The 24,969-nt window shown below is 70.5% G+C and carries 22 protein-coding genes; 6 read left to right on the top strand and 16 right to left on the bottom strand.

Going from position 1 to position 24,969, the window contains the following annotated elements; translation table 11 throughout:
* Window positions 1-3: 3 nt before the first annotated feature.
* Genes AC4GY7_RS02905 through AC4GY7_RS02890 form a run of 4 tightly spaced genes read left to right on the top strand, consistent with a single transcriptional unit; the run spans window position 4 to window position 3,995 of the window.
* On the top strand, window positions 4-294 hold the full coding sequence (locus tag AC4GY7_RS02905; protein WP_491111899.1) for an Hpt domain-containing protein: 291 nt from the start codon (window positions 4-6) through the stop codon (window positions 292-294).
* A 47-nt stretch (window positions 295-341) separates the two neighbouring features.
* Window positions 342-1,523, top strand: a complete 1,182-nt coding sequence (locus AC4GY7_RS02900) for a hypothetical protein (protein WP_491111898.1) — start codon at window positions 342-344, stop codon at window positions 1,521-1,523.
* Window positions 1,524-1,557: 34 nt separating this feature from the next.
* A complete protein-coding gene (locus tag AC4GY7_RS02895) occupies window positions 1,558-2,658 on the top strand; it encodes a DUF2336 domain-containing protein (RefSeq protein WP_491111897.1) in 1,101 nt (366 codons plus the stop codon).
* A complete protein-coding gene (locus tag AC4GY7_RS02890) occupies window positions 2,655-3,995 on the top strand; it encodes a sensor histidine kinase (protein WP_491111896.1) in 1,341 nt (446 codons plus the stop codon). Before AC4GY7_RS02895 ends, AC4GY7_RS02890 begins: the two co-directional genes overlap by 4 nt.
* Before the next feature lie 4 nt (window positions 3,996-3,999).
* On the opposite strand, the gene AC4GY7_RS02885 is transcribed toward AC4GY7_RS02890, so the two are convergent.
* From AC4GY7_RS02885 to gltX, 3 genes are read right to left on the bottom strand one after another with little or no spacing between them, the layout of a single operon-like run.
* Window positions 4,000-4,206, bottom strand: coding sequence for a hypothetical protein (locus AC4GY7_RS02885; protein WP_491111895.1), 207 nt, complete (start codon window positions 4,204-4,206; stop codon window positions 4,000-4,002).
* Entirely contained in the window at window positions 4,206-5,489 is a 1,284-nt protein-coding gene (locus tag AC4GY7_RS02880; RefSeq protein ID WP_491111894.1) for a citrate synthase, read from the bottom strand. The genes AC4GY7_RS02885 and AC4GY7_RS02880 overlap by 1 nt, the downstream gene beginning before the upstream one ends.
* Window positions 5,490-5,505: 16 nt before the next feature.
* Window positions 5,506-6,918 (bottom strand): glutamate--tRNA ligase, encoded by a 1,413-nt coding sequence (gene gltX, locus AC4GY7_RS02875; RefSeq protein ID WP_491111893.1) that lies wholly within the window; start codon window positions 6,916-6,918, stop codon window positions 5,506-5,508.
* A gap of 28 nt (window positions 6,919-6,946) precedes the next feature.
* Between gltX and AC4GY7_RS02870 the strand changes: the two genes are divergently transcribed.
* Entirely contained in the window at window positions 6,947-9,097 is a 2,151-nt protein-coding gene (locus AC4GY7_RS02870; protein ID WP_491111892.1) for a ComEC/Rec2 family competence protein, read from the top strand.
* 354 nt (window positions 9,098-9,451) lie between these two features.
* Here the strand turns inward: AC4GY7_RS02870 and lexA are convergent, their stop codons facing one another.
* From lexA to AC4GY7_RS02840, 6 genes are read right to left on the bottom strand one after another with little or no spacing between them, the layout of a single operon-like run.
* Window positions 9,452-10,132: a transcriptional repressor LexA gene (gene lexA / locus AC4GY7_RS02865; RefSeq protein ID WP_491111891.1), complete on the bottom strand. Its 681-nt coding sequence runs from the start codon at window positions 10,130-10,132 to the stop codon at window positions 9,452-9,454.
* Between the two features lie 56 nt (window positions 10,133-10,188).
* Window positions 10,189-11,370, bottom strand: a complete 1,182-nt coding sequence (locus AC4GY7_RS02860) for a molybdopterin molybdotransferase MoeA (RefSeq protein ID WP_491111890.1) — start codon at window positions 11,368-11,370, stop codon at window positions 10,189-10,191.
* 4 nt (window positions 11,371-11,374) lie between these two features.
* The gene (moaC, locus tag AC4GY7_RS02855; protein ID WP_491111889.1) at window positions 11,375-11,842 is read right to left on the bottom strand and encodes a cyclic pyranopterin monophosphate synthase MoaC; all 468 of its coding nucleotides are present in this window, start codon (window positions 11,840-11,842) and stop codon (window positions 11,375-11,377) included.
* Complete coding sequence (gene trpC / locus AC4GY7_RS02850) at window positions 11,839-12,615, bottom strand: indole-3-glycerol phosphate synthase TrpC (RefSeq protein WP_491111888.1); 777 nt, start codon at window positions 12,613-12,615, stop codon at window positions 11,839-11,841. The genes moaC and trpC overlap by 4 nt, the downstream gene beginning before the upstream one ends.
* Window positions 12,612-13,607: an anthranilate phosphoribosyltransferase gene (gene trpD, locus AC4GY7_RS02845; RefSeq protein ID WP_491111887.1), complete on the bottom strand. Its 996-nt coding sequence runs from the start codon at window positions 13,605-13,607 to the stop codon at window positions 12,612-12,614. The genes trpC and trpD overlap by 4 nt, the downstream gene beginning before the upstream one ends.
* The gene (locus AC4GY7_RS02840) at window positions 13,604-14,188 is read right to left on the bottom strand and encodes an anthranilate synthase component II (protein ID WP_491111886.1); all 585 of its coding nucleotides are present in this window, start codon (window positions 14,186-14,188) and stop codon (window positions 13,604-13,606) included. Before AC4GY7_RS02840 ends, trpD begins: the two co-directional genes overlap by 4 nt.
* A 152-nt stretch (window positions 14,189-14,340) precedes the next feature.
* On the opposite strand from AC4GY7_RS02840, the gene AC4GY7_RS02835 reads away from it, so the two are divergent.
* Window positions 14,341-14,763: a hypothetical protein gene (locus AC4GY7_RS02835; RefSeq protein ID WP_491111885.1), complete on the top strand. Its 423-nt coding sequence runs from the start codon at window positions 14,341-14,343 to the stop codon at window positions 14,761-14,763.
* 299 nt (window positions 14,764-15,062) lie between these two features.
* Here the strand turns inward: AC4GY7_RS02835 and AC4GY7_RS02830 are convergent, their stop codons facing one another.
* Genes AC4GY7_RS02830 through glgC form a run of 7 tightly spaced genes read right to left on the bottom strand, consistent with a single transcriptional unit; the run spans window position 15,063 to window position 24,928 of the window.
* Window positions 15,063-16,679: a choline dehydrogenase gene (locus AC4GY7_RS02830; RefSeq protein ID WP_491111884.1), complete on the bottom strand. Its 1,617-nt coding sequence runs from the start codon at window positions 16,677-16,679 to the stop codon at window positions 15,063-15,065.
* A complete protein-coding gene (locus tag AC4GY7_RS02825) occupies window positions 16,646-17,287 on the bottom strand; it encodes a TetR/AcrR family transcriptional regulator (RefSeq protein ID WP_491111883.1) in 642 nt (213 codons plus the stop codon). Before AC4GY7_RS02825 ends, AC4GY7_RS02830 begins: the two co-directional genes overlap by 34 nt.
* Complete coding sequence (gene treF, locus AC4GY7_RS02820) at window positions 17,265-18,830, bottom strand: alpha,alpha-trehalase TreF (RefSeq protein WP_491111882.1); 1,566 nt, start codon at window positions 18,828-18,830, stop codon at window positions 17,265-17,267. The genes AC4GY7_RS02825 and treF overlap by 23 nt, the downstream gene beginning before the upstream one ends.
* Window positions 18,827-20,614, bottom strand: a complete 1,788-nt coding sequence (locus tag AC4GY7_RS02815) for a glycogen debranching protein (RefSeq protein WP_491111881.1) — start codon at window positions 20,612-20,614, stop codon at window positions 18,827-18,829. The genes treF and AC4GY7_RS02815 overlap by 4 nt, the downstream gene beginning before the upstream one ends.
* Window positions 20,611-22,230, bottom strand: coding sequence for an alpha-D-glucose phosphate-specific phosphoglucomutase (locus tag AC4GY7_RS02810; protein ID WP_491111880.1), 1,620 nt, complete (start codon window positions 22,228-22,230; stop codon window positions 20,611-20,613). The genes AC4GY7_RS02815 and AC4GY7_RS02810 overlap by 4 nt, the downstream gene beginning before the upstream one ends.
* Window positions 22,227-23,657: a glycogen synthase GlgA gene (gene glgA, locus AC4GY7_RS02805; RefSeq protein ID WP_491112081.1), complete on the bottom strand. Its 1,431-nt coding sequence runs from the start codon at window positions 23,655-23,657 to the stop codon at window positions 22,227-22,229. The genes AC4GY7_RS02810 and glgA overlap by 4 nt, the downstream gene beginning before the upstream one ends.
* 8 nt (window positions 23,658-23,665) lie before the next feature.
* Window positions 23,666-24,928, bottom strand: coding sequence for a glucose-1-phosphate adenylyltransferase (gene glgC, locus AC4GY7_RS02800; protein WP_491111879.1), 1,263 nt, complete (start codon window positions 24,926-24,928; stop codon window positions 23,666-23,668).
* Window positions 24,929-24,969 lie beyond the last annotated feature (41 nt).

The raw sequence follows: 24,969 nt of genomic DNA, 5'->3' as shown, positions 1-24,969 counted from the left end.
GTCATGGCTTATGATCCCGGAGCGATCGATGCGGCGCTGGCCGCCGCAGTGGGCGACGAACCCGCACTGATCGCCGAGCTGCGGCTCGCCTTCGTGGAAAGCGCGCAACGGGCGCTGGCGCAGCTGGAGGCGGCGGACACGCGCGACGACTGGCGCGAGGCGGCGGCACGGCTGAAGGGCCTGGCCGCCAGCTTTGGCGCGATACGGCTGATGGCGCTGGCGGCGCAGGCCGCCGACCTGCCGGGCGACACGGCGATGCTCGCCAAGCTGCGCCGATCGGTCGCGCGCCTGTAAGCATAACCGCCTAGGCAGGGGCGACATCACGCCCTAACAGCGGCGGGATGCTCGCCGGCCTTCTCTTCGCCATGCACGACGCGGACGATCGGCCCGCGATGCTGACCGCGACGCTGCCGTTCGGCGGCGTGACGCTGATCGAATATCAGGCGCGGTTGCTCGTCGCGGCGGGCGCATCGCAGATCGTCATCCTGGTGTCCCGCCTGACGCCCGAACTGCTGGGTGCGATCAACCGCATCGGCAAGCGCGGCGTGGCGGTGGACACGGTCCGCACCGCCGCCGAGGCGGCCGAGAAGCTGCATCCGCTCGCCCGCGTGCTGATGCTGGCGGACGGGCTGACGACCACGGCGGAGACGCTGGCGGTGCTGGCGCGCGAGGGCGGGGATGCGTTGCTCGTCGCGCCGGAGGATCAGGTCGGCCAGGGCTATGAACGGGTCGGTGGCGGCATGGTGTGGGCCGGTGTCGCGCGGCTGGAGGCGCGGCGGCTGGCCGAGCTTGCCGCGATGCCGCGGGACTATGACGTGCAGTCGACCTTGGTGCGGCTCGCCTCGCAGGCGCGGGCGGTGCATGCGTTGTTGCCGGCGGAGGCGGTGCGCGGCGGCCATGGCGTCGGCCATTCCGGCGCCGTCCTGGAGGCGCGCGGCCGCACGGTGATGGCGGCGATGGTGTCGGGGCGCAGCGGCTGGTTCGACCGGTTCGTCACCGCCCCGCTGGCGCGCACGGTCATCCCGCTGCTGGTGCCGCGGACGGTGCCGGTGGTGGCGGTCGCCGGCGGGGCGGCGGGCGTGGCGGTGCTGGGGCTGGTACTGATTGCCTTCGCCCATCCGGTGGCCGGCCTGCTGTTGGCGTTGCTGGGTACGATCGGGCTTACGCTGGGTGCGATCCTGGCCGACCTGCGCGACGAGGCGGCGAGCGAGCGCTGGCTCCATCTCGCGGCCGCGGTGCTGCCGGCGCTGGCGGTGCTGCTCTATGGCCGTGGCATCGCCGATGCCAGCGGAGAGGCATCGGCAGAGGTGCTGGCGATCGGCCTGGTCGCGCTTGGCGGGCTGGGGGAAAGGGCCGTCGACGCAGGCCCGCGCCGCGGTTGGTGGGGCTCGCCGCCGGCCTATGCCCTGCTCGTCTGGCTGGGTGCATTGGTCGCCGCGCCGCTCGCCGGCATGGGCGCCGCGGCCCTGTATGCGGGTGCGACATTGGCTGCGGCAATCGAACGATTGCGGCGGCAGCCTTAGCGTCGTTTTAAGGATGGGGGGATAGGCGTCGGGCATGTCGTCCGGATCGGAACAGGCCGAGCCCCATGTGCTCGGCACCCGCATCACTGCCGCGCGCCGTCTCGGCGCGCTGGCGGACACGCGCCTGTCCGGGGCGATCGACGATTTCTTCCTGGCCGACGACGCCCGGTTGGGCGAGCGGCTGCGGCTGACGCTCGGTCAGGTGCTTACCGCGGTGGTGCAGGGAATCGAAGGCGATATCCGCCGCCATGCCGCACGCCAGCTGGCGAGCCGCGGCGACGACGTGCGGGCAGAACGCCTGCTGAAGGGGCATGACGATGTCGTGCGGCGGCTGTCGCGCGCCGGCCTGCTGCGCGACCGGTTGCTGATGGACGAATTGATCGCGCAGGTCCGCTGCGATCTGATCGCGGAGCGGCTGGCACCGGCCGTCGCCGCGCCCGAACAGCCAAGCGTCCTGCTCCGCCTGACCGACGTGGCGGATGGCGTGGTCGCTGCGGCGGCGCGGGCGCTGCTGTCCGTCGAGGCGCGTCGCCGCGCGGCGGCCGATCAGAACGGTGCGCTGCCCGATATCTTGCCCGCCGAGCGGCATCACCAGCTCGTCTGGTGGGTGGCGGCCTGCGTGCGAGAGGCGCTAGTCGCGGCGGCGGGTGAGGATGCCGTGATCGACCGCGCGATCGTCGAGGCGGCGCAGCGCAGCCTCGCCGCGCACGACGAGGGGCAGCGCGGGGAAGCGATCGCCATGCGGCTCGCCGCTGCGATCGACGCACGTGCAGGCGAGATTGGCGACCTGCTGGTCGATTCGCTGGGCGACCGGCGCCTGCTGCTGTTCATCGCCGTGCTGGCGCGGGCCGCGGACCTGGATTTCATCGGCGCGCGTGCGATCGTGATCGAGCCGGAGGGCGACCGGCTGTGGCTGGCGCTGCGCGCGGCGGACCTCGACCGGGCGACCATCGCGCGGATCGCCCTTGCCCTCGCCGATGCCGATCCGCGCCGTGATATCGAGGCCTTCGCCGACGATCTGGACGCCATCGCGATGGTGCCCGTGGAGGCGGCGCGCTCTGCGCTGGCGCCGCTGACGCTGCACCACGACCTGCGCCTCGCGATCGATGCGCTCGCCCGGGAGACGACACGATGAGGGCGGACGGCATTCCCGACGTGCCGGTGAGCCACGCCACCCTGGACGGGGAGGGGCGGTTGATCGCCGCCGATCCGGCGATCATGGCGCTGAACGACCACGCGGGCGGCGCACCGGGCGAAGCACTGGCGGTGCCGCAACTCGCCACGGTGGTGCGGCTGGCGCGGCGGCTCGGCATCCTCGTGTCGCGCGGCGTGACCGTGGCCGACGACGACACCGATCTCGACCTGTGGGTGCGGGCGCAGCCGGAGGGGGAGGGCGTGCGCCTGGCGGTGAGCGGCTGGCGAGAGGTACGGCCGCGTGGCGTCGCGGCGCCATTGTCCCGGATCGCCGAGACGGATGACCTCGGCTGGGAAACCGACGCCAGCCTGCGCCTTACCTTCGTTTCCATCGACGCGGCGCGGCGGCTGGGCTTCGATGCGCTGGCGCTGATCGGCCAGCCGCTGACCGCGCTGTTCACCCTGGATGCCGCAGGCGACGGCGCGCTGCCGATCCTGGAGGCGGTGGCGCGGCGCAAGCCGTTGCGCGAGCAGCGTGCACGGCTGCGTGGCGGCGAGCCGCGCATGCTGCTGACCGCCGACGTCCGGCAGGACGGCGCCGGTGCGTTCGCCGGCCTTTCCGGCGTTGCGCGCGTCGCCGATGCGCCGGAACGTGCCGCCGCGCCGACCATCTCCGCCGGGTTCACCGCCGGGTTGGACAAGGCGCTGCGCAGTCCGCTTGCCAAGATCATCGCGCACGCCGACACCATCCATGCCGAAGCCGAGGGGCCGGTGCAGCGCGACTATGTGGATTACGCCTCCGATATCGCCAATGCCGGGCGGCACCTGCTGGAGCTGGTCGACGACCTCGTCGACCTGCAGGCGGTGGAGCGGCCCGATTTTGCCCTGACCTGCGAGCCGATCGACCTTGCCGATGTCGCGCGGCGCGCGGCGGGGCTGCTGTCGGTGCGCGCCGGCAACGCCGGGGTGGCGATCGCGCGGCCGTTGCCCGACCTGCGCGTTCCCGCATCGGGTGACTTCCGGCGCGCGTTGCAGATCATGGTCAATCTGATCGGCAATGCCGTGCGCTATTCGCCCGAGGGCGGGGTGGTCAGCGTCACGGCGGGGCGGACCGGCGACACGGTCGAGGCGGTCGTCGCCGATCAGGGCAAGGGGATCGCGGCGGCGGACCAGGCCCGCATCTTCGACAAGTTCGAGCGGGTCGATCCGACCGAGGCGGGCGGCAACGGCCTTGGCCTCTATATCGCGCGGCGGCTGGCGCGGGCGATGGGCGGAGACTTGACGGTGGAGAGCACGCCTGGCGAGGGCGCGCGGTTCACGCTGACGCTGCGCGTCTGACGGCTCAGCGCCGCCGGATACGGCGTGCCACGAGGATCAGCAGCAATCCGGCGACGGCGACCGCCGCGCCCCGATCCGCCCACGGCCGCTGGTCGAGCATGAAGCTCGACTGCGGCCAGTGGACGTAGCCCAGGCCCTGGCCGATCCATAGCAGCCCGACCAGCGTCAGGAGGACGCCGATCGACAGCAGGACCGGCCGGGCGCGCCGCATCAGCGCTGACCGACGGGCACGTAGCTGCGCTGCGTCGGCCCGGTGTAGAGCTGGCGCGGGCGGCCGATCTTCTGGTCGGGATCGGTGATCATCTCGTTCCACTGCGCGACCCAGCCGACGGTGCGGGCGAGCGCAAACAGCACGGTGAACATCTCGGTCGGGAAGCCGATCGCCGACAGGATGACGCCCGAATAGAAGTCGACGTTCGGGAACAGCTTCTTCTCGATGAAGTAATCGTCGCTCAGCGCCAGCTCCTCGAGCCGCAGCGCGGTGTCGAACAGCGGATCGTTGACCTTCAGCGCGTCGAACACCTCGCGCACCGTCTTCTGCATCACGGTCGCGCGCGGATCGTAGTTCTTGTAGACGCGGTGGCCGAAGCCCATCAGGCGGAACGGATCGTTCTTGTCCTTCGCCCGCGCGATGAATTCGGGGATGCGCTCCGGAGTGCCGATCTCGCGCAGCATGTTGAGCGCCGCTTCGTTGGCGCCGCCATGCGCCGGACCCCACAGGCAGGCGATGCCCGCCGCGATGCAGGCGAACGGATTGGCGCCCGACGAGCCGGCCAGCCGCACCGTCGAGGTCGAGGCGTTCTGTTCGTGATCGGCATGGAGGATGAAGATCCGGTCCATCGCCTTTTCGACGGCCGGGTTCACCTCATATTGCTCGGCCGGCACGCCGAAGGTCATGCGCAGGAAGTTGCCGGTGTAGGACAGCGAATTGTCCGGGTAGAGGAACGGCTGCCCCACGCTGTACTTGTAGGCCATTGCCGCGATCGTCGGGATCTTGGCGATCAGGCGGTGGCTGGCGATGGTACGCTGCACCGGATCGTGGATGTCGGTCGAATCATGGTAGAAGGCGGACAGCGCGCCGACGACGCCGCACATGATCGCCATCGGATGCGCATCGCGGCGGAAGCCGCGGAAGAAGGCCGCGAGCTGTTCGTGCACCATGGTGTGGCGCGTGATCGTGGTGGTGAAGCCCTTCAGCTCGTCCGCCGACGGCAGCTCGCCGTTGAGCAGGAGATAGGCGACCTCCATGAAGCTCGACTCTTCGGCCAGCTCGCCGATCGGATAGCCGCGGTGGAGCAGCACGCCCTCGTCGCCATCGATGTAGGTCAGCGCCGACTGGCACGACGCGGTCGAGGTGAAGCCGGGGTCGTAGGTGAAGGCGCCGGTCTGCGCGTAGAATTTCCGGATATCGACGACGTCCGGCCCGACCGAGCCGGACATGACCGGATATTCGAGGTCCTTACCGTCCAGGGATACCTTTGCGGCTTCGGTCATGTCGTGGTCCTTCCTATCAGACTGCCATCCGGTCCGCGATCCGGCCGAGGCTTTCCTCTTTGCCGAGCAGCGCGAGCACGTCGAAAATGCCGGGCGACGTCTTGCGCCCGGTGAGAGCGGCGCGGAGCGGCTGCGCGACCTGGCCGAGCTTCACGCCCTGCGCCTCGGCCACCTGCCGTACCGCTGCTTCGATTGTCTCCTGATCCCACTGCTGCACCGCGTCAAGCGCCGCGTGCAGCGCAGCGAGAAGCTGCGGGGCATCGCCGCCGAGCAGATCCGCGGCGGCCTGATCCAGGTCGAGCGGCCGGTGGGCGAACAGGAAGCGCGCACCCTCCGACAGCTCGTTGAGATTGGCGGCGCGCGCCTTCAGCACCGGCATCGCACGGGTGAGGAGGCCGGTGTCGGCATACCCGCCGATCCCCGCCACCAATGCGGCGAGGCGGGCGTCGTCGGCGGCGCGGATATAGTGGCCGTTGAGGTTCTCGAGCTTCTTGAGGTCGAAGCGCGACGGGCTCTTGCCAACGCCGTCGAGGTCGAACCAGCCGGTCGCCTGTTCGCGGCTGATGATCTCGTCGTCGCCATGGCCCCAGCCGAGGCGGAGCAGGTAATTGTCGAAGGCCTCGGGCAGGATGCCGAGTTCGTCACGATACGCCTCGATCCCGACCGCGCCGTGGCGCTTCGACAGCTTGGCGCCGTCGGTGCCGTGGATCAGCGGGATGTGCGCGTAGACCGGCTCGGGCCAGCCGTTGGCGCGATAGATCGGCAGCTGGCGGAAGGCGTTGTTGAGGTGGTCGTCGCCGCGGATGACGTGGGTCACGCCCATGTCGTGGTCGTCGACCACCACCGCCAGCATATAGGTCGGCGTGCCGTCGGAGCGCAGCAGGATGAGGTCGTCGAGTTCGGCGTTCTGCACTGTCACCGATCCCTGCACCCGATCCTCGATCGTGGTCGCGCCCTCACGCGGGGCCTTGAGGCGGACGACGAAGGGTTGGCCCTCGGGATGATCGGTGCGGTCGCGCCAGGGGGAGCGGATGCGCAGCGGCTGCTTGGCCGCCTGCGCCGCCTCGCGCTGCGCGGCGATCTCCTCTGCGGTCATGTAGCAGCGATAGGCATGGCCGCTCGCCACCATCTGGTGCGCCACCTCGGCATGGCGATCCGCACGGGCGAACTGGAAGACGGCATCCCCGTCCCAGTCGATGCCCAGCCACTGGAGGCCGCCAAGGATCGCGTCGATCGCCGGCTGCGTCGAGCGCGCCCGATCGGTGTCCTCGATGCGCAGCAGGAAGCGGCCGCCGTGATGGCGCGCGAACAGCCAGTTGAACAAGGCGGTGCGGGCGCCGCCGAGGTGCAGATAGCCGGTCGGCGACGGCGCGAAGCGCGTCACGACAGCCTGCGAATCACCTGTCGAATTTTCCACTGTTGCGCTCAACCGCGCCTGCTCCCAAAGTTCGAAACCGATGGCCAGTTCAGCCGCCGCGCGCCCTAGCACGCGCTTTTCGCGCCTTCAAACGCCGTGGGATGGCAGGGTGTTGCGTGGCCGTGTCGAAGAATGGCTGGAGGCCGAGCGCGACCAACTGGTGCTGTGGCTGCCGGTCGCCTTCGGCGGCGGGATCGCCGCCTGGTTTATGTTGCCGGATGCCCGGGCCTGGGCCGCGGCGATGCTGCTGTGCCTGACCGTGGCGCTCGCCGGCACGGCGGCGGCACGGGGCGGCCGGGCGGCGCGGGCGCTCGCCATCGGCGGCGCGACGGCGGCGTGCGGCCTCGCCCTCATATGGTGGCAGGCCGAGCGGGTGGCGGCACCGGTGCTCGCCCGGCCGGTGGTGGCGGCGTTCACCGCGCGGGTGGAACGGGTCGAGCCGCTGCCGGCGCGGGAGATGGTACGGCTGACGCTGCTGCCGCAGGCGGGCACGGCGCTGCCGCCGCGCATCCGGGTGAATGTTGCGCAGGCCGACATGCCGGCGGGCGCCACGGCGGGCGCGGTGCTGGCCCTGCGCGCGCGGCTGATGCCGCCGCCCGCCGCGGCCGTGCCGGGCGCCTATGACTTCGCGCGGGTGGCGTGGTTCGCCGGGATCGGCGCGACGGGGCGCGGCTTCGCGCCGGTCGCGGTCGTGCGGCGCGGTGCGGGGGAGGGCAGCCTGCGCCTCGCCCTGACGCGGCACATCACCGATCGCCTGCCCGGCAGCCGCGGCGGCATCGCCGCAGCGCTGGCAACGGGCGACGAAGGCGCGATCGCCGAGGACGACGCGGCCGCCATGCGCAAGGCGGGGCTCGCCCATCTGCTGTCGGTGAGCGGCCTGCATATCACCGCTGCGGTGGCGGCGACGATGTTCGTCGTGCTGCGCCTGCTGGCGCTATGGCCCTGGCTCGCGATCCGGGTGCGGCTGCCGCTGGTCGCCGGTGCGGCCGGTGCGCTGGCGGCGATCGGCTATACGCTGCTGACCGGCAGCCAGGTGCCGACGATCCGGTCCTGCGTCGCGGCGCTGCTGGTGCTGGCGGCGCTCGCGATGGGGCGGGAGGCGGTGACGCTGCGACTGGTCGCGGCGGGCGCGATGGTCGTGCTGCTGCTGTGGCCGCAGGCGCTGATCGGGCCGAGCTTTCAACTATCGTTCGCGGCCATCGCCGCCATCGTCGCGCTGCACGAGCACCCGCGGGGGCGGCATTGGTTCGAGCCACGCGAGGAGCGGATCGGCCGCCGGATGGCGCGCGGGCTGGGATCGCTGCTGCTGACCGGGGTGGCGGTGGAGGCGGCGTTGCTGCCGATCGCCGCCTATCACTTCCACAAGGCGGGCCTGTATGGCGCCGCGGCCAACCTGATCGCGATCCCGCTGACGACGTTCGTCATCATGCCGATCGAGGCGACGGCGCTGCTGCTCGACGTGGCGGGGCTGGGCGCGCCGCTGTGGTGGCTGGCCGACCTTGCGATCCGGTTGCTGCTGCGCCTCGCCCATGCGGTGGCGGCGGCACCGGGATCCTCGGTGGCGCTGCCGTCGATGCCGGCCGGCGCCTTTGCGCTGATGATCGCGGGCGGGCTGTGGCTGGTGTTGTGGCGGACGCGATGGCGGCGGCTGGGGCTGCTGCCGCTGCTGGCGGGCGGCATCTGGGCGCTCGCCACGCCGGCGCCCGACGTGCTGGTGACCGGCGACGGGCGGCATCTGGCGGTTCGGCTCGGCGCCGATCTTGCCCTGCTGCGCGATAGGGCCGGCGACTATGTGCGCGGCATGCTCGCCGAGAATGGCGGGGTGGAGGGCGAGCCGCTGCTGCTCGCCGATCAGGCGGCGGCGCGCTGCACCCGCGACCTGTGCGCGGTCGATCTGGCGGCGGGTGGGCGTCGCTGGCGGGTGCTGGCGACGCGCAGCGCCTACCCGGTGCCCTGGCCGGCGCTGGTCGCGGCGTGCCGGGCGGCGGACATCGTGGTCAGCGAGCGGCGGCTGCCGCGAGGGTGCCGGCCGCGCTGGCTGACGCTGGATGCGCCGGTGCTGCGACGGACCGGCGGGGTGGCGGTGACGCTGGCGAATGGCCGTGTCGCGACGGTGCGGCGGGCGGGCGATGGCCATCCGTGGCTGGTCCCGCCGACGATCATGCCGCCGCGGGACGGGGTAGGGCGGTGATCGGGTTGCTGGAGCGAGGGGGGCAAGTGTTAGTGGCGAGGGCCTGAGTCTCACCTGTGCTTCGACAGGCTCAGCACGAACGGTTTGAATGCGGTCCTCATGCTTAGGACCAATCGACCTTCAATCCCCCCCCTGGGCGGGGGAGGATGAAAGGAATCCCTTATCTTGGATGTCGATCAGCGCTAAAGTCATGAGAATCGCCTCTCCTTCGACGGGCTCAGCACGAGTGCGACGTAATGTCGTGCTTAATCAGGACTTTAGCTGATTTCAAAAGTCACAAAAGTCACACCCGTGCAGGTGTCGTCGCCGGTGCAAAGGTCGCGAAAGTCGCACCGGCGAGGGGGGTGTCGACCGTCAGTCGTAGCGGCGCAGGATGCCCGACAGCTTGCCTTGCACGCGGACGTGCGCGGGCACGTAACGCTGCGGTTCGTAGGCGCGGTTGGCAGGATCGAGGCGGATCATCGCGCCTTCGCGGCGGAAATATTTGAGCGTGGCTTCGCTGTCCTCGATCAGCGCGACGACGATCTCGCCGTCGCGGGCGACGTCGGTGCGGCGGATCAACGCGTAATCGCCGTCGAGGATGCCGGCCTCGACCATCGAATCACCCGATACCTCCAGCGCATAATGTTCGCCCGAGCCCAGCAGGGCGGCCGGCACCGCGAGCATCGAGCTGCCCTCGAACGCCTCGATCGGCACGCCGGCGGCGATGCGGCCATGCAGCGGGATCTCGACCACGTCGTTGGCGGGGGGCGGCGCGGGGCGGACGTTGCCGGTCTTCGCCGGCGCGGGGGCCGGCGTGGCGGTGGCCTTGCGCTCCGAACGTTCGGGCATGCGCAGCACTTCCAGCGCGCGGGCGCGGTTGGGCAGGCGGCGGATGAAATGCCGCTCCTCCAGCGCGCTGATGAGGCGATGGACGCCGGATTTCGACTTGAGGTCCAATGCCTCCTTCATCTCCTCGAACGAAGGGGAGATCCCCGTTTCCTCGAGGCGGTCGTTGATGAAGCACACGAGCTCGTGCTGCTTGCGCGTAAGCATGGCGGTCCTTCCCGTCAGAACAGACGCGGAACTTCTAGGGAACAATCCGGCGCCCGTCAAGCGATCAGCAGGATTTCCGCCGAGTCGCCCGCACGGGCCGGGGGGGCGGCGACCGGCCGCACGATCAGGGCATGCGACCGGGCCAGGGTGAGGAGCATCGAACTGTCCTGGATGGTCGAGGCATAGGCGCGACCGTCGCGCAATTCGGCGCGCAGATAGTCGGTGCGCGGCCCATTGGCGGGCAGGTCTTCGCCGAGGACGGCGAGCGCGGGCCGGGGCAGCGGATCGGCGGCACCGGCGAGGTGCGCGACCAGCGGCTTCACGAACAGGATGGCGGTGACGAAGGCGGACACCGGATTGCCGGGCAGGCCGAGCACCGTCATCGGCCCCAGCCGGCCGGCCATCATCGGCTTGCCCGGCCTGAGCGCGATCCGCCAGAAGTCGATGCTGCCGCCCGCCGCCTCCAGGGCGGGGCGGACGAGGTCGTGATCGCCGACCGACGCGCCGCCGGTGGTGACGAGCAGGTCGGCGTCCGTGCCTGCGAAGGCATCGCGCAGTGTCGCAAGATCGTCGGGCAGGATGCCGAGGTCGATCACATCGACCGGCAGGTCGGCGAGCATCGCCGCGAGCATCGCGCGGTTCGATTCGGGCAGGGCGCTGTCGGTCGCCGCAGCGCCGGGTGCGACCAGCTCGTCGCCGGTAGCGCAGATCGCGACCCGCACCCCGCGGCGCACCGGAAGCGTCGCGAGGCCACCGGTGGCGGCGACGGCGATCCGCGCCGGGGTCAGCCGGTCGCCGGCGGCGATCAGGCGGTCGCCGGCGGAAAAGTCCAGCCCTCGGCGGCGGGTGTTGCGCCCCGGCGTCGCCGGGCCTTCGCCGACGAGGCGGATGGCGGTGCCGGCCGCCGCCACCTCCTCCTGGATCATCACCGTGTCGGCACCGTCGGGCAGTGCCGCGCCGGTGAAGATGCGGACCGTCTCGCCCGTCTCGACCGTGCCGGCGAAGGCGCGGCCGGCGGCGCTTTCGCCGATCAGCGTCCAGGGGCCGGGCAGGTCGGCGAAGCGGATCGCATAGCCGTCCATCGCCGACAGGTCGGCGGCGGGCTGCGTGCGGCGGGCGGTCACGTCGGCGGCGGCCCAGCGGCCGTGCGCGGCGGTCACCGGCACCTCTTCCACCGGCACCGGTGTCGCGAGGGCGAAGAGCCGGGCCTGCGCCTCGGCGATCGGCAGCAGCGCCATCGGCTCAGGCGCGCCAGTCGCCGGAGGCGCCGCCGGCCTTTTCCAGCAGGCGGATGCCGCCGATGGTCATGGCGCGGTCCATCGCCTTTGCCATGTCGTAGATGGTCAGCAGCGCGACCGACACGGCGGTGAGCGCCTCCATCTCGACCCCGGTCTTGCCATCGGTGGCGGCAAGGGCGGTGGCGGTGATGCCGGCGTCGTCCAGCGTCAGGTCGAGCGTGACGCGGGTGAGGGGCAGGGGATGGCAGAGCGGAATGAGGTCGGCGGTGCGCTTCGCCGCCATGATGCCGGCGACCCGCGCGACGGCGAGCACGTCGCCCTTCTTCGCGGCGCCGTCGCGGATCGCGGCCAGCGCGTCGGGCGCGACGGCGATATGGCCGGTAGCGACGGCACGGCGGCTGGTCGCCGCCTTGTCGCCGACATCGACCATATGCGCGGCACCGTCGGCATCGAGATGGGTGAGGCCGCTCATCCGAGCAGCGCCCGCGTCGCCGCCTCGACATCGTCGGCGCGCATCAGCGCCTCGCCGATCAGGAAGCAGCGCACGCCATGCGCGGCCATCGCGTCGAGATCGTCGCGGGTTTCAAGCCCGCTTTCGGCGACGAAGGTGCAGCCGGCCGGTGCCTTGCCGACGAGTTCGTAGGTGCGGGCGAAGTCGACGGTGAAATCGCGCAGGTCGCGGTTGTTGACGCCGATCAGGCGCGACTTGAGGCGCAGCGCGCGGTCCAGCTCGGCCTCGTCGTGCACCTCGACCAGCACGTCCATGCCGCATTCGAGTGCGGACGCCTCGATCTCCGCCATCTGCCCGTCCTGCAGCGCGGCGACGATGATGAGGATCGCGTCGGCGCCGAGCGACCGGCTTTCCGTCGCCTGCCAGGGATCGACCATGAAGTCCTTGCGGATCACCGGCAGGTCGCAGGCCGCGCGGGCGGCGACCAGATAGTCGTCGCAGCCCTGGAACCATTGTTCGTCGGTCAGCACCGACAGGCAGGCGGCACCCCCCGCCTGATAGGCGCGGGCATGGGCGGGCGGATCGAAGTCGGCGCGGATCAGGCCCTTGGACGGGCTTGCCTTCTTGATCTCGCAGATCAGCGCATGGCCGGGCTTCGCATCCAGCGCGGCGCGGAAGCCGCGCGGGCGGGTGACGGCGGCGATGCGGGCGTCGAGGTCGGCGAGGCTGGTCGTCGCCTTGCGTGCCGCGACCTCCGCGCGCTTGGTTTCGATAATGCGGGAGAGGATGGTCATCGGTAGGCGATCCAACGATCGAGCAGGGCACCCGCGCCGCCGTCATCGAGCACGGCCGCAGCGGCTTTCGCGCCGGTGGGGAGGGACGGGCTGTGGCCGGCGACGACCAGCGCCGCGGCGGCGTTGAGCAGCACCGCATCGCGATAGGCGCCCCCTTCGCCATCGAGCAGGCGGCGCAGCGCGGCGGCGTTGTAAGCGGGATCGCCGCCGCGGATCGCGGCGAGCGGGTGGCGCGGCAGGCCGGCATCCTCGGGCAGGATGCGGCGCGGCAGATCGGCGCCGCCGACGTTGACGGCGAGGCTGGGGCCGGCGGTGGACAGTTCGTCCAGCCCCTCTTCGCCGGAGATCACCGCGGCGCGCGCGGTGCCGAGCTGTTCCAGCGCCTCGGCATAGAGGCCGGCGTAATCGGGGCGGGCGATGCCGATCAGCTGGTTTGCGACCCGCGCCGGATTGGCGAGCGGCCCCATCAGGTTGAAGATCGTGCGCTTGCCGATGCGGCGGCGGATCGGCGTGATCCGCGCCATCGCGGGATGATGGTTGGCGGCGAACAGGAAGGCGATGCCGAGATCGGCGAGGCTACCCTCTGCCGTGGCGCCGGCGATGGCCATGTCGAGGCCGATCGCCTCCAGCGTGTCGGCGGCGCCCGCCTTGGACGAGGCGGCGCGATTGCCATGCTTGGCGACGGGGACGCCACACGCGGCCACCACCAGCGCCACCGCGGTGGAGACGTTGAGGGTGTGGTGGCCGTCGCCGCCGGTGCCGCAGACGTCGATCGCCCCGGCGGGCGAGGCGACCGGGATCAGCCGTTCGCGCAGGGCGCGCGCCGCCTCGGCGATCTCGATGCTGGTTTCGCCGCGGTCGGATAGCGCGATGAGGAAGCTGCCGATCGCCTCCTCGGATGCGCGCCCGTCGAGGATGTCGGCGAACGCCTGCGCCGCGCTTTCGCGGGCGAGCGGGGTCGCGGGATCGGGAAGCAGCGCGATGCTCGTCATGCCGGCTCCCTGACCGCGATCCCGGCGATGCGCAGGAAATTGGCGAGCATGGCGTGGCCGTGTTCGGTGGCGATGCTTTCGGGGTGGAATTGCACGCCGTGGATCGGCAGGCTTTCGTGGCGGAAGCCCATGACGTGGCCGTCGTCGGCGCGGGCGTTGACGACCAGCGGCGGCGCGACATCGTTGACGATCAGGCTGTGATAGCGGGTGGCGATGAAGGGCGAGGGCAGCCCTTCGAACAGGCTGGTGCCGTCGTGCGTCACCGGCGAGGTCTTGCCGTGCATCAGGCCGCCGCGTTCGACCCGGCCGCCGAAATGCTGGCCGATCGCCTGGTGGCCGAGGCAGACGCCGAGCAGCGGACGGCCGGCATCGGCGGCGGCGGCGACGAGATCGAGGCTGACGCCCGCCTCGGTCGGGGTGCACGGGCCGGGCGAGATGAGAAAGGCTTGCGCGCCCGACGACAGCGCCTGTCCCGCCGAGATGGCATCGTTGCGCACCACCTCGACCTCGCTCCCCAGCTCCATCAGGTAGTGGACGAGGTTCCAGGTGAAGCTGTCGTAATTGTCGACGACCAGGATCATGCCGCCGCCATAGCCGATGACCGCGTTCGCGCAACGCCTGTTGCGTGCCGGCAATGCTGCGGCAATGTGGGATGGATAAATGATATGTCGTGTCGCGCGCCGGGAGAAACTGCGTCGCCTGCACGTTGGTAAAAGCGAAGGAGACGCCCGTCATGATCCGCCCGTTGCTCATTGCCGCCCTGGCCGCATTGCCGGGGGTAGCGGCCGCGCAGACCACGCCGGCGTCCGCGGATGCCGCGAGCGGTTCGCCGCCGCAGCGGGTGCGCAGCGTCACGCTGAACCCCGGCCAGGCCTGTCCGCAGAGCAGCGACGGCGAGATCGTCGTGTGCTCGACGCTCGACCAGCCCTATCGCATCCCCAAGCAGTTCCGCGACAGCGGGCCGATCCCCGCCCAGAACCAGGCATGGGGCAACCGGGTCGCCACGCAGGAGCAGGTGAGCCGCGTCGCCGGCGGACTGCCGGACACATGTTCGCCGGTCGGCACCGGCGGCCAGAGCGGCTGCGCGCTGGCGACCAACCGGCAATGGGCGGCCGACCGGCGTGCGCAGCGCGACGCCGATGCGGCGGTGCCGTGAGGGCGGTGGATTGGGGTGGGAGTGGGAGGTGTTGCCGAGTGTCTTCAGCCCCTCCGGCATGAACGTGCGTGCAAGCTTTGCTTGCTTATAGTGACATGACCCCAACCCAAGCTCGCCGCTTGCCCTGAGCCTGTCGAAGGGCATGAGTCTCACCTGTGCTTCGACAGGCTCAGCACGAACGGTTTCATCTGCTGTCATCCTGCTTAGTTAGGCGTCAAGCCTTTCGGCGGGGCAGCGGGAACGATGAGGATGGATAACCTGCGACGCGGCCGCAGCGATGACCCAGGCAGCCGCCGTCCTCATGCCGCGGCGCGCAGGGCCTTGCCCCGGATCAGGTCCGCGGCCTTTTCCGCGATCATGATCGTCGGCGCGTTGGTGTTGCCGCTGACGAGCGTCGGCATCACCGAGGCGTCTATCACGCACAAACCCTCCAAGCCGCGGACGCGCAGAGTCGCGTCGACAACGGCGTGGGGATCGTCCGCGGCGCCCATGCGGCAGGTGCCGACCGGGTGGTAGATCGTCTCCGCAGTCGCGCGGACCCAGGCGTCAATCTGCGCATCAGTGCGGACCTCGGCACCGGGGGCGAGTTCGGCGTCGCGATAGGGATCGAGCGCAGCCTGTGCGGCGACGTCGCGGCCGATCGTCACCGCCTCGCGCAGGACGCGGCGATCCTCGGCGGTGGCGAGATAGCCGGCCTCGATCCGCGGATCGGCGAGCGGGTCGGCGGAATGGAGACCGATCCGCCCGCGGCTTTCCGGGCGGAGCTGGCAGAGATGGAGCGAGAAGCCGTCCTCGACCGCCTTGACCTTGCCATGGTCGCGCATGATCGCGAGCACGGCGTGGATCTGGATATCGGGATGGTCGAGCCCTGCGCGCGAGGGGATGAAGGCGCCCGCTTCCAGGAAGTTCTGCCGGCCGACGCCCTTGCCGGTCAGCGCATAGCGCAGGCCGACGCCGAGCTGGCGCAGGCCCTTCACCTCGCTGAACACGCTGCGCAGGCCGCGGCTGCGCCAGTTCATGATGACGTCGAGGTGATCCTGCAGGTTCTCGCCGACGCCGGGCAGGTCGTGCAGCGGCGCAACCCCCGCCTCGGCCAGTCGTGCCGGATCGCCGATGCCGGAGAGCTGGAGCAGTTGCGGCGACTGGACCGCGCCGGTGGCGAGCAGCACCTCGCGCTGCGCCTCGGCCTGGCGCAGATCGCGCCCGACCACATAGTCGATGCCCACGGCGCGCCCCTGGGCGAGGCGGATGCGCGTGGTGCGCGCATCGGTGACGACGGTGAGGTTGGGGCGGGCGAGCGCCGGCACCAGATAGGCCTGCGCCGCGGTCCAGCGGCGGCCGTCGGCGATCGTCAGGTCGTAGGGGCCGAACCCCTCGGGCGCGGCGCCGTTGAAATCGTCGGTGACGGGATAGCCCGCCTGCCGTCCGGCGGCGATGAAGGCGGCGTTGAACGGGCTGCTGCTTTCCCCGGCCGATACGCGCAGCGGCCCGTCCTGCCCGTGCAGCGCGCCGCCGCGGTGATGCCCCTCCAGCCGGCGGAAATAGGGGAGCACATCGTCCCAGCCCCAGCCGGCAAGACCCGACTGGCGCCAGCGATCGTAATCGCGCGGGTGGCCGCGCGAATAGATCATGCCGTTGATCGCCGAACTGCCGCCGAGGCCGCGGCCACGCGGCCACCACAGCCGCCGGTTGTCGAGATGCGGTTCGGGTTCGGTCCAGAACCCCCAATTATGCCGGCTCTTCGCCTTGATGAGCTCGCCGACGCCGGCCGGCATCCGCACCAGCAGTTCGCGATTGCGCCCGCCCGCCTCGACCAGCAGCACGCTGGCGGCGGGGTCTTCGGACAGGCGGGCCGCGAGCACGCATCCCGCCGACCCGCCGCCTATGACGATATAGTCGTAGCTCTGTCTCCGCATGGCCTCTCCTCCGCGGCTCTATCGGCCGCCCGTTGCGCATCGCTGTGGCAGAGGAGCGCGATCATCTCCTCCATCAGCGTGGCGCGATCCAGTTCGGGTGCGTGCACCTTGCTCAAGCCCAGCGTCATCAGCGCATAGCCGCGCACCATCGCATCGTGCCGGTCGAAGCCGGATGATTGCAGGCAGGCGGCGATGAAGCCGAGCACCTGTTCGTCATGCCGCTCGACGGCGGCGCGGGTGTGGGGATCGCCCTCCGCCCAGGCGCGCATCGCGATCGACAGGCGCGACATGCCGCGGCGGCGGACGATCTCGGCGAGCAGGCGGATACGCCCGATCGGATCGGCCTCGGCACGGCCGATCGCGTCGACCAGTTCGGTGATCTGCGGCCCGGCGAAATAGTCGGACAGGCGGCGCTGGTAATCGGGAAAGTCGGTGAAATGGTGGTAGAAGCTGCCGGTCGAGACGCCGAGCTCCGCCGCGAGCGGCCGCAGCTTCAGCGCGCGCAGGCCACCACGGCGGAGCAGCGACTGGCCGGCCTCCAGCCAGTCGCGCGGCGTTCGGTCCGCCGGCCGCGCTGTCGATGACTCACTGGCGGCCGGCGTCTCCATGACGAAGGTTATGCTGTGCGAACCCCTCGGCGATCAAGGCCCGTGTGACGCCGTTGGTCCAGCCGAAGCCGTCCTGGTTGGGATATTCGCCGCCGCCGCCGGGGAGCCGCTCGACCACGTCGTATTTCTCGAGCAGCTTGCCGCTGGCGTCATATTCGCGCGACACCGTCGCCAGCCAGCGGGTGGCGATGCGATCCGCGAGCGCGCGTTCGCCGTAGCTGCGCAGGCCGTCGATCGCCGCCCATTGCAGCGGCGCCCAGCCGTTGGGATCGTCCCATTGCTGGCCGGTACGGTTGGCGGTGGTGCGCAGGCCGCCCTCTCCGATCAGGGGTTCGAGCGCGCGGGCGGTGGCGCGGGCGCGGTCGGGCGTGGCGATGCGCACCAGCAGCGGAAAGGCCATGGCGGCGGTGCGGGCGTCGGAGGGCCGCCGTGCGTCGAGGTCGTAATCGGCATAGAAGCCGGCCGGGTTCCACAGATGCCGCTGGATCGCGGCGACCCGCGCCTGTGCCGCGGCGGCATAGTCGCGGGCGCAGGCTGCATCGCGTAGAGTGCGGCAATTGTCGGCGATCGTCGATTCGAGGCCGGACAGCAGGCTGTTGAGGTCGATCGGCACCAGTCGGGTGGTGCGGATCGTCGCCAGCGTGCGGCCGTCGGCGAGCCAGCGCGAGCTGAAGTCCCAGCCGCTTTCCGCGCCGGCGCGCAGATCCCGCCACAGGCGCGGCCGCTCGGCGGCGGGCAGCCCGGCGGCGAGTTCGGCATCCTCGCGATAGCTTTCGTCGCGCGGATCGGCGCGATCGTCCCAATAGCGGTTGAGCAGGGAGCCATCGGCGAGGCGGACGACGCGGGCGCGCTGTTCGCCGGGCTGCAAGCCGGCGGCGCCGGTCATCCAGAAGGCATGTTCGGCGCGCAGCCAGCGGGTGCGCTGCGCCAGCGTCTTGGGATCGCGCGACAATTTGGTGATGAGGTAGAAGACGGGCGGCTGGGAGCGGCTGAGATAATAGGTGCGCGTGCCGTTGGGGATGCGGCCGTAGCGATCGAGCAGGCTGCCGAAATCGGCGATCATGTCCTCGACCAGATCCTGCCGCCCGGAGGCTTGCAGGCCGAGCATCGTGAACCAGCTGTCCCAATAATACATCTCGCGGAAGCGGCCGCCCGGCACGACGAAGCGGCGCGGTAGCGGCAGCGCGGAGGAGCCGGCGGGGACGGTCGGCAGCGTGCGGGTCAGCTGCGGCCAGAGCGCGTCGATATGCGCGGTGAGGCCGAGCTTGCGTGACGGCGGCGGCGCCGCGGGCGTCACGGGGAGGGTGAAATTGGCGAGGACGAACGCCTTCAGCGCGGCGTCGCCGCGGCAGTCGCACCGTTTGTAGGCGGTGAGGATGGCGGCGTCGCTGCGGCGCGGCTGGGCGTCCGCGAAGGTCTTCGAATCGGGGAAGACCTGCCGCATCTCCACGTCGCGATAGAGCGCGCCGAACCGTTGGGCGGGTGAGAGCGGGCCGGCGGCGACAAGCAGGCCGGCGAACGCGAGCAGCAGCGGACGGATCATGATCGGCTCTCCAGACAGGTGCCATGTATCAGCGCGACGCGGCGCGCGCGACGATCGAAGCGGAGCGCGATGCGGGCATCGCCGCGTGGCAGGCGCAGTTCGAACCCTTCAGCGCCGGCCCAATCCTGCGGCCGCATCGGTTCGCCGTCGAGGCGGCGCCAGTCCGCCGCGGTATAGGGTGCGACGCGGCCGAGTTCATGGGCGGCGCGGAAGGCGGCAAGGGCGACGGCGAAGGCTTCGAGATCGCGGTCCCGGCCCTGCCAGTCGACCCAGCCGGTCGCATTGTCCTGCGCATAGGCATTATTGTTGCCGTGCTGGCTGCGGCCGAATTCGTCGCCGGCGGTGAGCATGATCGTGCCGCGGCTGGCGAACAGCGTGGCGAGCAGCGCGCGCAGGTCGGCATGACGGCGGGCGAGGACGGCGGGGTCGTCGCTCGGCCCTTCGACGCCGTTGTTCCAGCTGTGGTTGTCGCCGTGGCCGTCGCGATTGTCCTCGCCGTTCGCCCGGTTGTGGCGCTCTGCGTAAGCGACCGTGTCGGCGAGGGTAAAGCCGTCGTGGGCGGCGATGAAGTTGACGGTGCGTGTGTCAGCAGGCCCGAACAGGTCGTCGGAGCCGGCGATGCGCGTCGCCAGCGTTCCCGCACCGGCGTCACCGCGCCAGAAGCGGCGGACATCGTCGCGGTAGCGGTCGTTCCATTCGAGCCAATGCGCCGGGAAGGCGCCGAGCTGATAACCGCCGGGGCCGATATCCCATGGCTCGGCGATCATGACGCGGGTCCGCAGCAGCGGGTCGGCGGCGATTTCCGCGAAGATCGGCGCGTGCGGATCGAAGCCGGGACCGCGGGCGAGGATCGTGGCGAGATCGAAGCGAAAGCCGTCAACACCGGCGCGGACGAAGTGGCGAAGGCTGGCGAGGATGAGGGCGCGGACCTGGGGCCGGCTGCAATCGAGCGTGTTGCCGGTGCCGGTGTCGTTGACGAGGGCACCATCGGGGGTGTGGGTGTAATACAGGCGTTCGTCGAGGCCGCGCAGCGAGAGGGTGGGGCCGGCCGCGTCGCTTTCGCCCGTGTGATTGAAGACGAGATCGAGAATGACGCCGATGCCGGCGGCGCGCAGCGTCGCGACCGTCTCGCGCAGTTCGGCGATGCCGCCGGGGGCGAGGCGCGGGTCGAGGGCCATGGGCACGACGGGATTGTAGCCCCAGGCGTTGGTCAATCCGAGCGGCGGCAGGTGGCGCTCGTCGATCCAGGCGACGATCGGCATCAGCTCGATCGCGCCGACCCGCAGCGCCTGGAGGTGCACGACGATGGCGGGATGGGCGAGGGCGGCGATCGTCCCGCGCTGCGCCTCCGGCACGTCGGGATGCAGCATGGTGAAGCCGCGGACGTTGACTTCGTAGATGAGCCCGCCCGGCTGGAACAACGGCGGCGGCGGCGGGGGCATGGTGCCGGCGTCCGGTTCGACGATGGCGCGCGGCACGAGGTCGCCGGTTTCGACACCGGGCCGGCCGAGGCGGGAATCGTAGCGGAACGGTCGATCGAGCGCGGTGGCGTAAGGATCGACCAGCAGCTTCGCAGGATCGGCAGCGGTGCGGTAGCCGTAAAGCTGGCCGATACCGACGCCGGCGACCTCTGCGGTCCAGAGGCCGCCCCGGTCCGCCATCGCAACCTGCCGCTCCGTGCCGGCGGCGTCGAACAGGCAGAGCGTCGCGGGGGTGGCGGCGTGCACCGCGAACCGCGTCGCGCCGGTCCCGACCTGCGCGCCCGGCCGGGGCGCGTCGATCATGTGATGACGTCCGGCTCGCGTCGCCCGGTGTGCCGCACGATGCCGGCGATCTGATCCGCGGCGGCGACGATATCGGCCAGCATCGCTCCCGTGTCGCGTTCGAGGTCGCCGCCCGCCGGCTCGTAGCGTTCGAGGTAGACGCGCAGCGTCGCGCCGCTGGTGCCGGTGCCGGACAGGCGGAAGACGACGCGGCTGCCGCCTTCGAACAGGATGCGGACGCCCTGGTTGCGGCTGACCGAACCGTCGGTCGGATCGGTATAGGCGAAATCGTCCGCGCTCGCGACGCGCAGGCCGGCGACCTCGGTCCCGGCGAGCGTATCAAGCTTGCCGCGCAATTCCGCCATCAGCGCATCGGCGCGTTCGCTCTCGACGCCCTCGTAATCGTGGCGGGCGTAATAGTTGCGGCCATAGGTCGCCCAATGGTCGCGGGCGATTGCGTCGACCGATTGGCCGCGCGCGGCGAGGATGTTGAGCCACAGCAGCACCGCCCACAGCCCGTCCTTTTCACGGACGTGATCGGAGCCGGTGCCGGCGCTCTCCTCGCCGCAGATCGTCGCCATGCCGGCGTCGAGCAGGTTGCCGAAGAACTTCCAACCAGTCGGCGTTTCGAAGACGGCCAAGCCCTTCGCCGCGGCGACGCGATCGGCGGCGGCGCTGGTCGGCATCGAGCGGGCGATGCCCTTCAGCCCCTGCGCATAGCCGGGGGCGAGATGCGCGTTGGCCGCGAGCATGGCGAGGCTGTCCGACGGCGTGACGAAGCGGTTGCGGCCGATGATGAGGTTGCGGTCGCCGTCGCCGTCCGACGCCGCGCCGAAATCGGGCGCGTCCGGGGCCATCATCGTCTCGTACAAGGCGTGCGCATGGACGAGGTTGGGATCGGGATGATGGCCGCCGAAATCCTCCAGCGGTGTGCCGTTGCGCACCGTGCCCTCGGCGAAGCCCAGCCGGCGTTCGAGAATTTCGATCGCATAGGGGCCGGTGACCGCGCTCATCGCGTCGAAGGCCATGGTCAGTCCCGCGGCGCGGATCGCGGCGAAATCGAACAGGCGCTCCATCAGCGCCGCATAATCCGCGACCGGATCGACCACCTCGACGATCATGTCGCCGACGCTCACCTCGCCCAACGTATCGAGGTCCACGTCCTCGGCATCGACCGTCAGCCAGCGGTCGATCGTCTTCGTGCGCGCGTACAGCGCCTCCGTCACGTGTTCGGGTGCGGGGCCGCCGTTGGCGATATTATATTTGATGCCGAAATCCTCGGTCGGGCCGCCGGGATTGTGGCTCGCCGACAGCACCAGCCCGCCCAGCGCCTGGCGGATGCGGATCATGTTGCTGGCCGCGGGCGTCGACAACAGGCCGCCACGCCCGACGACGACACGGCCGAAGCCGTTGGCGGCGGCGATGCGGATCGCCTTCTGGATCACCTCGCGGTTGAGGAAGCGGCCGTCGCCGCCGACCACCAGCGTCGCGCCTTGCTTGCCGTCGATGACGTCGAACACCGATTGGATGAAATTCTCGGCATAGTTCGGCTGCTGGAAGACGGTTACCTTCTTGCGCAGGCCGGAGGTGCCGGGCTTCTGGTCCGGGTAGGGCGTGGTGGCGACGGTGCGGGTCATGCTGCTCCTGTCAGGCTCTTGTAGAGGTCGGCGTAGCGGCGGCCGCTCGTGCCCCATGAAAAATCGGCGCGCATGCCGTTGCGCTGGAGGGTGCACCACAGGTCGGGCCGCGCATAGGCGGCGACGGCGCGGCGGATGGCGTGGGCGAGGGTGTGGTAGCCGGCCTCGCCATGCTGGAAGCCGGTGGCGACGCCGGCGGCGAGCGCCGCCTCGTTGGCGTCGATCACCGTATCGGCAAGGCCGCCGGTGCGCGCGACGACCGGCACGCAGCCATAGGCGAGGCCGTAGAGCTGGGTAAGGCCGCACGGTTCGAACCGCGAGGGGATGAGGATCGCGTCGGCGCCGCCCTGCAACAGGTGCGAGAGCGGTTCGTCATAGCCGATCTTGACGCCGATCCGCCCCGGATGCCGCCCGGCGGCGGCGAGGAAGGCGGCTTCGAGATGGGCGTCGCCCGAGCCGAGCAGGGCCAGCCGGCCGCCTAGGGCGACCAGCTCGTCGAGGCATTGGGCGAGCACGTCCATGCCCTTCTGCCAGGTCAGGCGGCTGATGACGGTGAAGATCGGGCCGTCGCCGGCGTCGAGTCCGAACATCGCCTCGACGGCGCGCTTGTTCGCCTTGCGGCGGCCGAGCGCGCGTGCGGTGTAGCGGCTGGGCAAGGCGGCGTCGGTTTCCGGGTTCCATACCGCGGGGTCGATGCCGTTGACGATGCCGTGCACCCGGCCACGCCGGTTCTCGATCAGCCCTTCGAGGCCCATGCCGAAGCGGCCCTCGCGGATTTCGGCGGCATAGGTCGGGCTGACGGTGGTGATCGCATCCGCCGCCTCCAGCCCCGCCTTGAGGAAGCCGACGCCGCCGTAATATTCGACGCCGTCGATGCCGTACGCCGCATCGGGCAGGCCGAGCGCCGGAAAGACCTCCGCGCCGAACTGGCCCTGGAAGGCGATGTTGTGGACGGTCATCACGCTCGCCACCGGGGACGGCATGGCGGCGAAGCGGAGATAGGCGGGCGCCATCGCCGCCTGCCAGTCATGCGCGTGGAGGAGGTCGAAGCGCAGCTTCGGCACCGCGCCCGCCGCGATCTCGGCGGCGGCCTGTGCCAGTGCGGCGAAGCGGCGCCAATCGTCGGCATGGCCGTAGAGCCCGCCGCTGCGCGCGAAGAGCGCGGGCGCGTCGAGCACCAGCAACGGATGCTCGCCGATCCGCGTCGCGAGCAGCCGCGCCTCCGCATCCATCAGCTTGGGCCAGCGATGGACGACGCGCGCGCCCTTCACCGCCTTGCCGACCACCGGATAGCCGGGAATCAGCGTCGTCGTCGCGACGCCGTGGGGCGCGAGCGCATCCGGCAGCGCGCCGACCACGTCGGCGAGCCCGCCGGTCTTGACCAGCGGAAACGCCTCCGAAGCGACGGACAGGACGTTGAGCGTCACGGGAATCGTCACAGGTCCAGGCGGTCGATCATCGACTGGGTGATGAGGCAGATGCCCTTGTCCGTGCGGCGGAAGCGGCGGGTGTCGAGCTCCGGGTCCTCGCCCACCACCAGCCCGTCGGGGATGATGACGCCCCGATCGAGCACGACGCGGCTGAGCCGGGCGCCGCGGCCGATATGGCAATAGGGCAGCACCACCGCTTCATCGAGCGAGGAGAAGCTGTGCGCGCGGACGCCGGTGGACAGCAGGCTGCGGTGGATCGAGGATCCCGACACGATGCAATTGCCCGACACGAGGCTGGAGACGGCGCAGCCGCGGCGCCCCTCTTCGTCATGGACGAACTTGGCGGGCGGCGTAATCTCCGAATAGGTCCAGATGGGCCATTCGTGATCGTAGACGTCGAGTTCGGGAATGACGTCGGTGAGGTCGATGTTTGCCTCCCAATAGGCATCCACGGTGCCGACGTCGCGCCAATAGGCGGCAGGCTCTTCGCTGGTGCGTACGCAGCTTGCCGAGAAGCGGTGCGCCTGCGCCTTGCCGTGCTGCACGAGGTAGGGGATGATGTCCTTGCCGAAATCGCGCGCCGACCCTTCAGTGTCGGCATCGCGGCGCAGCTGGTCGATCAGGAACGCGGTGCGGAAGACGTAGATGCCGAGGCTGGCGAGCGCGATATCGGGCTGGCCGGGGATCGAGGGCGGATCGGCGGGCTTTTCGACGAAGTCGATGATCCGGTCGGTCTCGTCGACGTGCATCACGCCGAACGCGACCGCCTCCATCCGCGGCACTTCCATGCAGGCGACCGTCACGTCGGCGCCGCTGTTGCAATGCTGCTGGAGCATCACCTCGTAATCCATCTTGTAAATATGGTCGCCCGCCAGGATGACCATATATTCGACATTGTAGGATTCGATGATGTCGATGTTCTGGTAGACCGCGTCGGCGGTGCCTTCATACCATTGGAACTCGCTGACCCGTTGCGAGGCGGGCAGGATGTCGAAGCTTTCATTGCGTTCCGGGCGCAGGAAGTTCCAGCCGCGCTGCAGGTGGCGGATCAGCGAATGCGCCTTGTATTGCGTCGCCACGCCGATGCGGCGGATGCCGGAATTGATCGCGTTCGACAGCGCGAAATCGATGATCCGGCTCTTGCCGCCGAAATATACCGCCGGCTTGGCCCGGGTGTCGGTCAGTTCCATCAACCGGCTGCCGCGGCCGCCCGCCAGCACATAGGCCATCGCATCGCGCGAAAGCGGCTGTCCTCGTCTGTCTACCATCGGCTCCCTCCTGTTATCCTCTCGATGCTGATCCTTGGGGG

It is taken from the genome of Sphingomonas sp. SP5 (genome assembly GCF_058313455.1).
The sequence above is the reverse complement of the archived record's forward strand: the minus strand, read 5'-3'. Positions and strand labels throughout refer to the sequence as shown.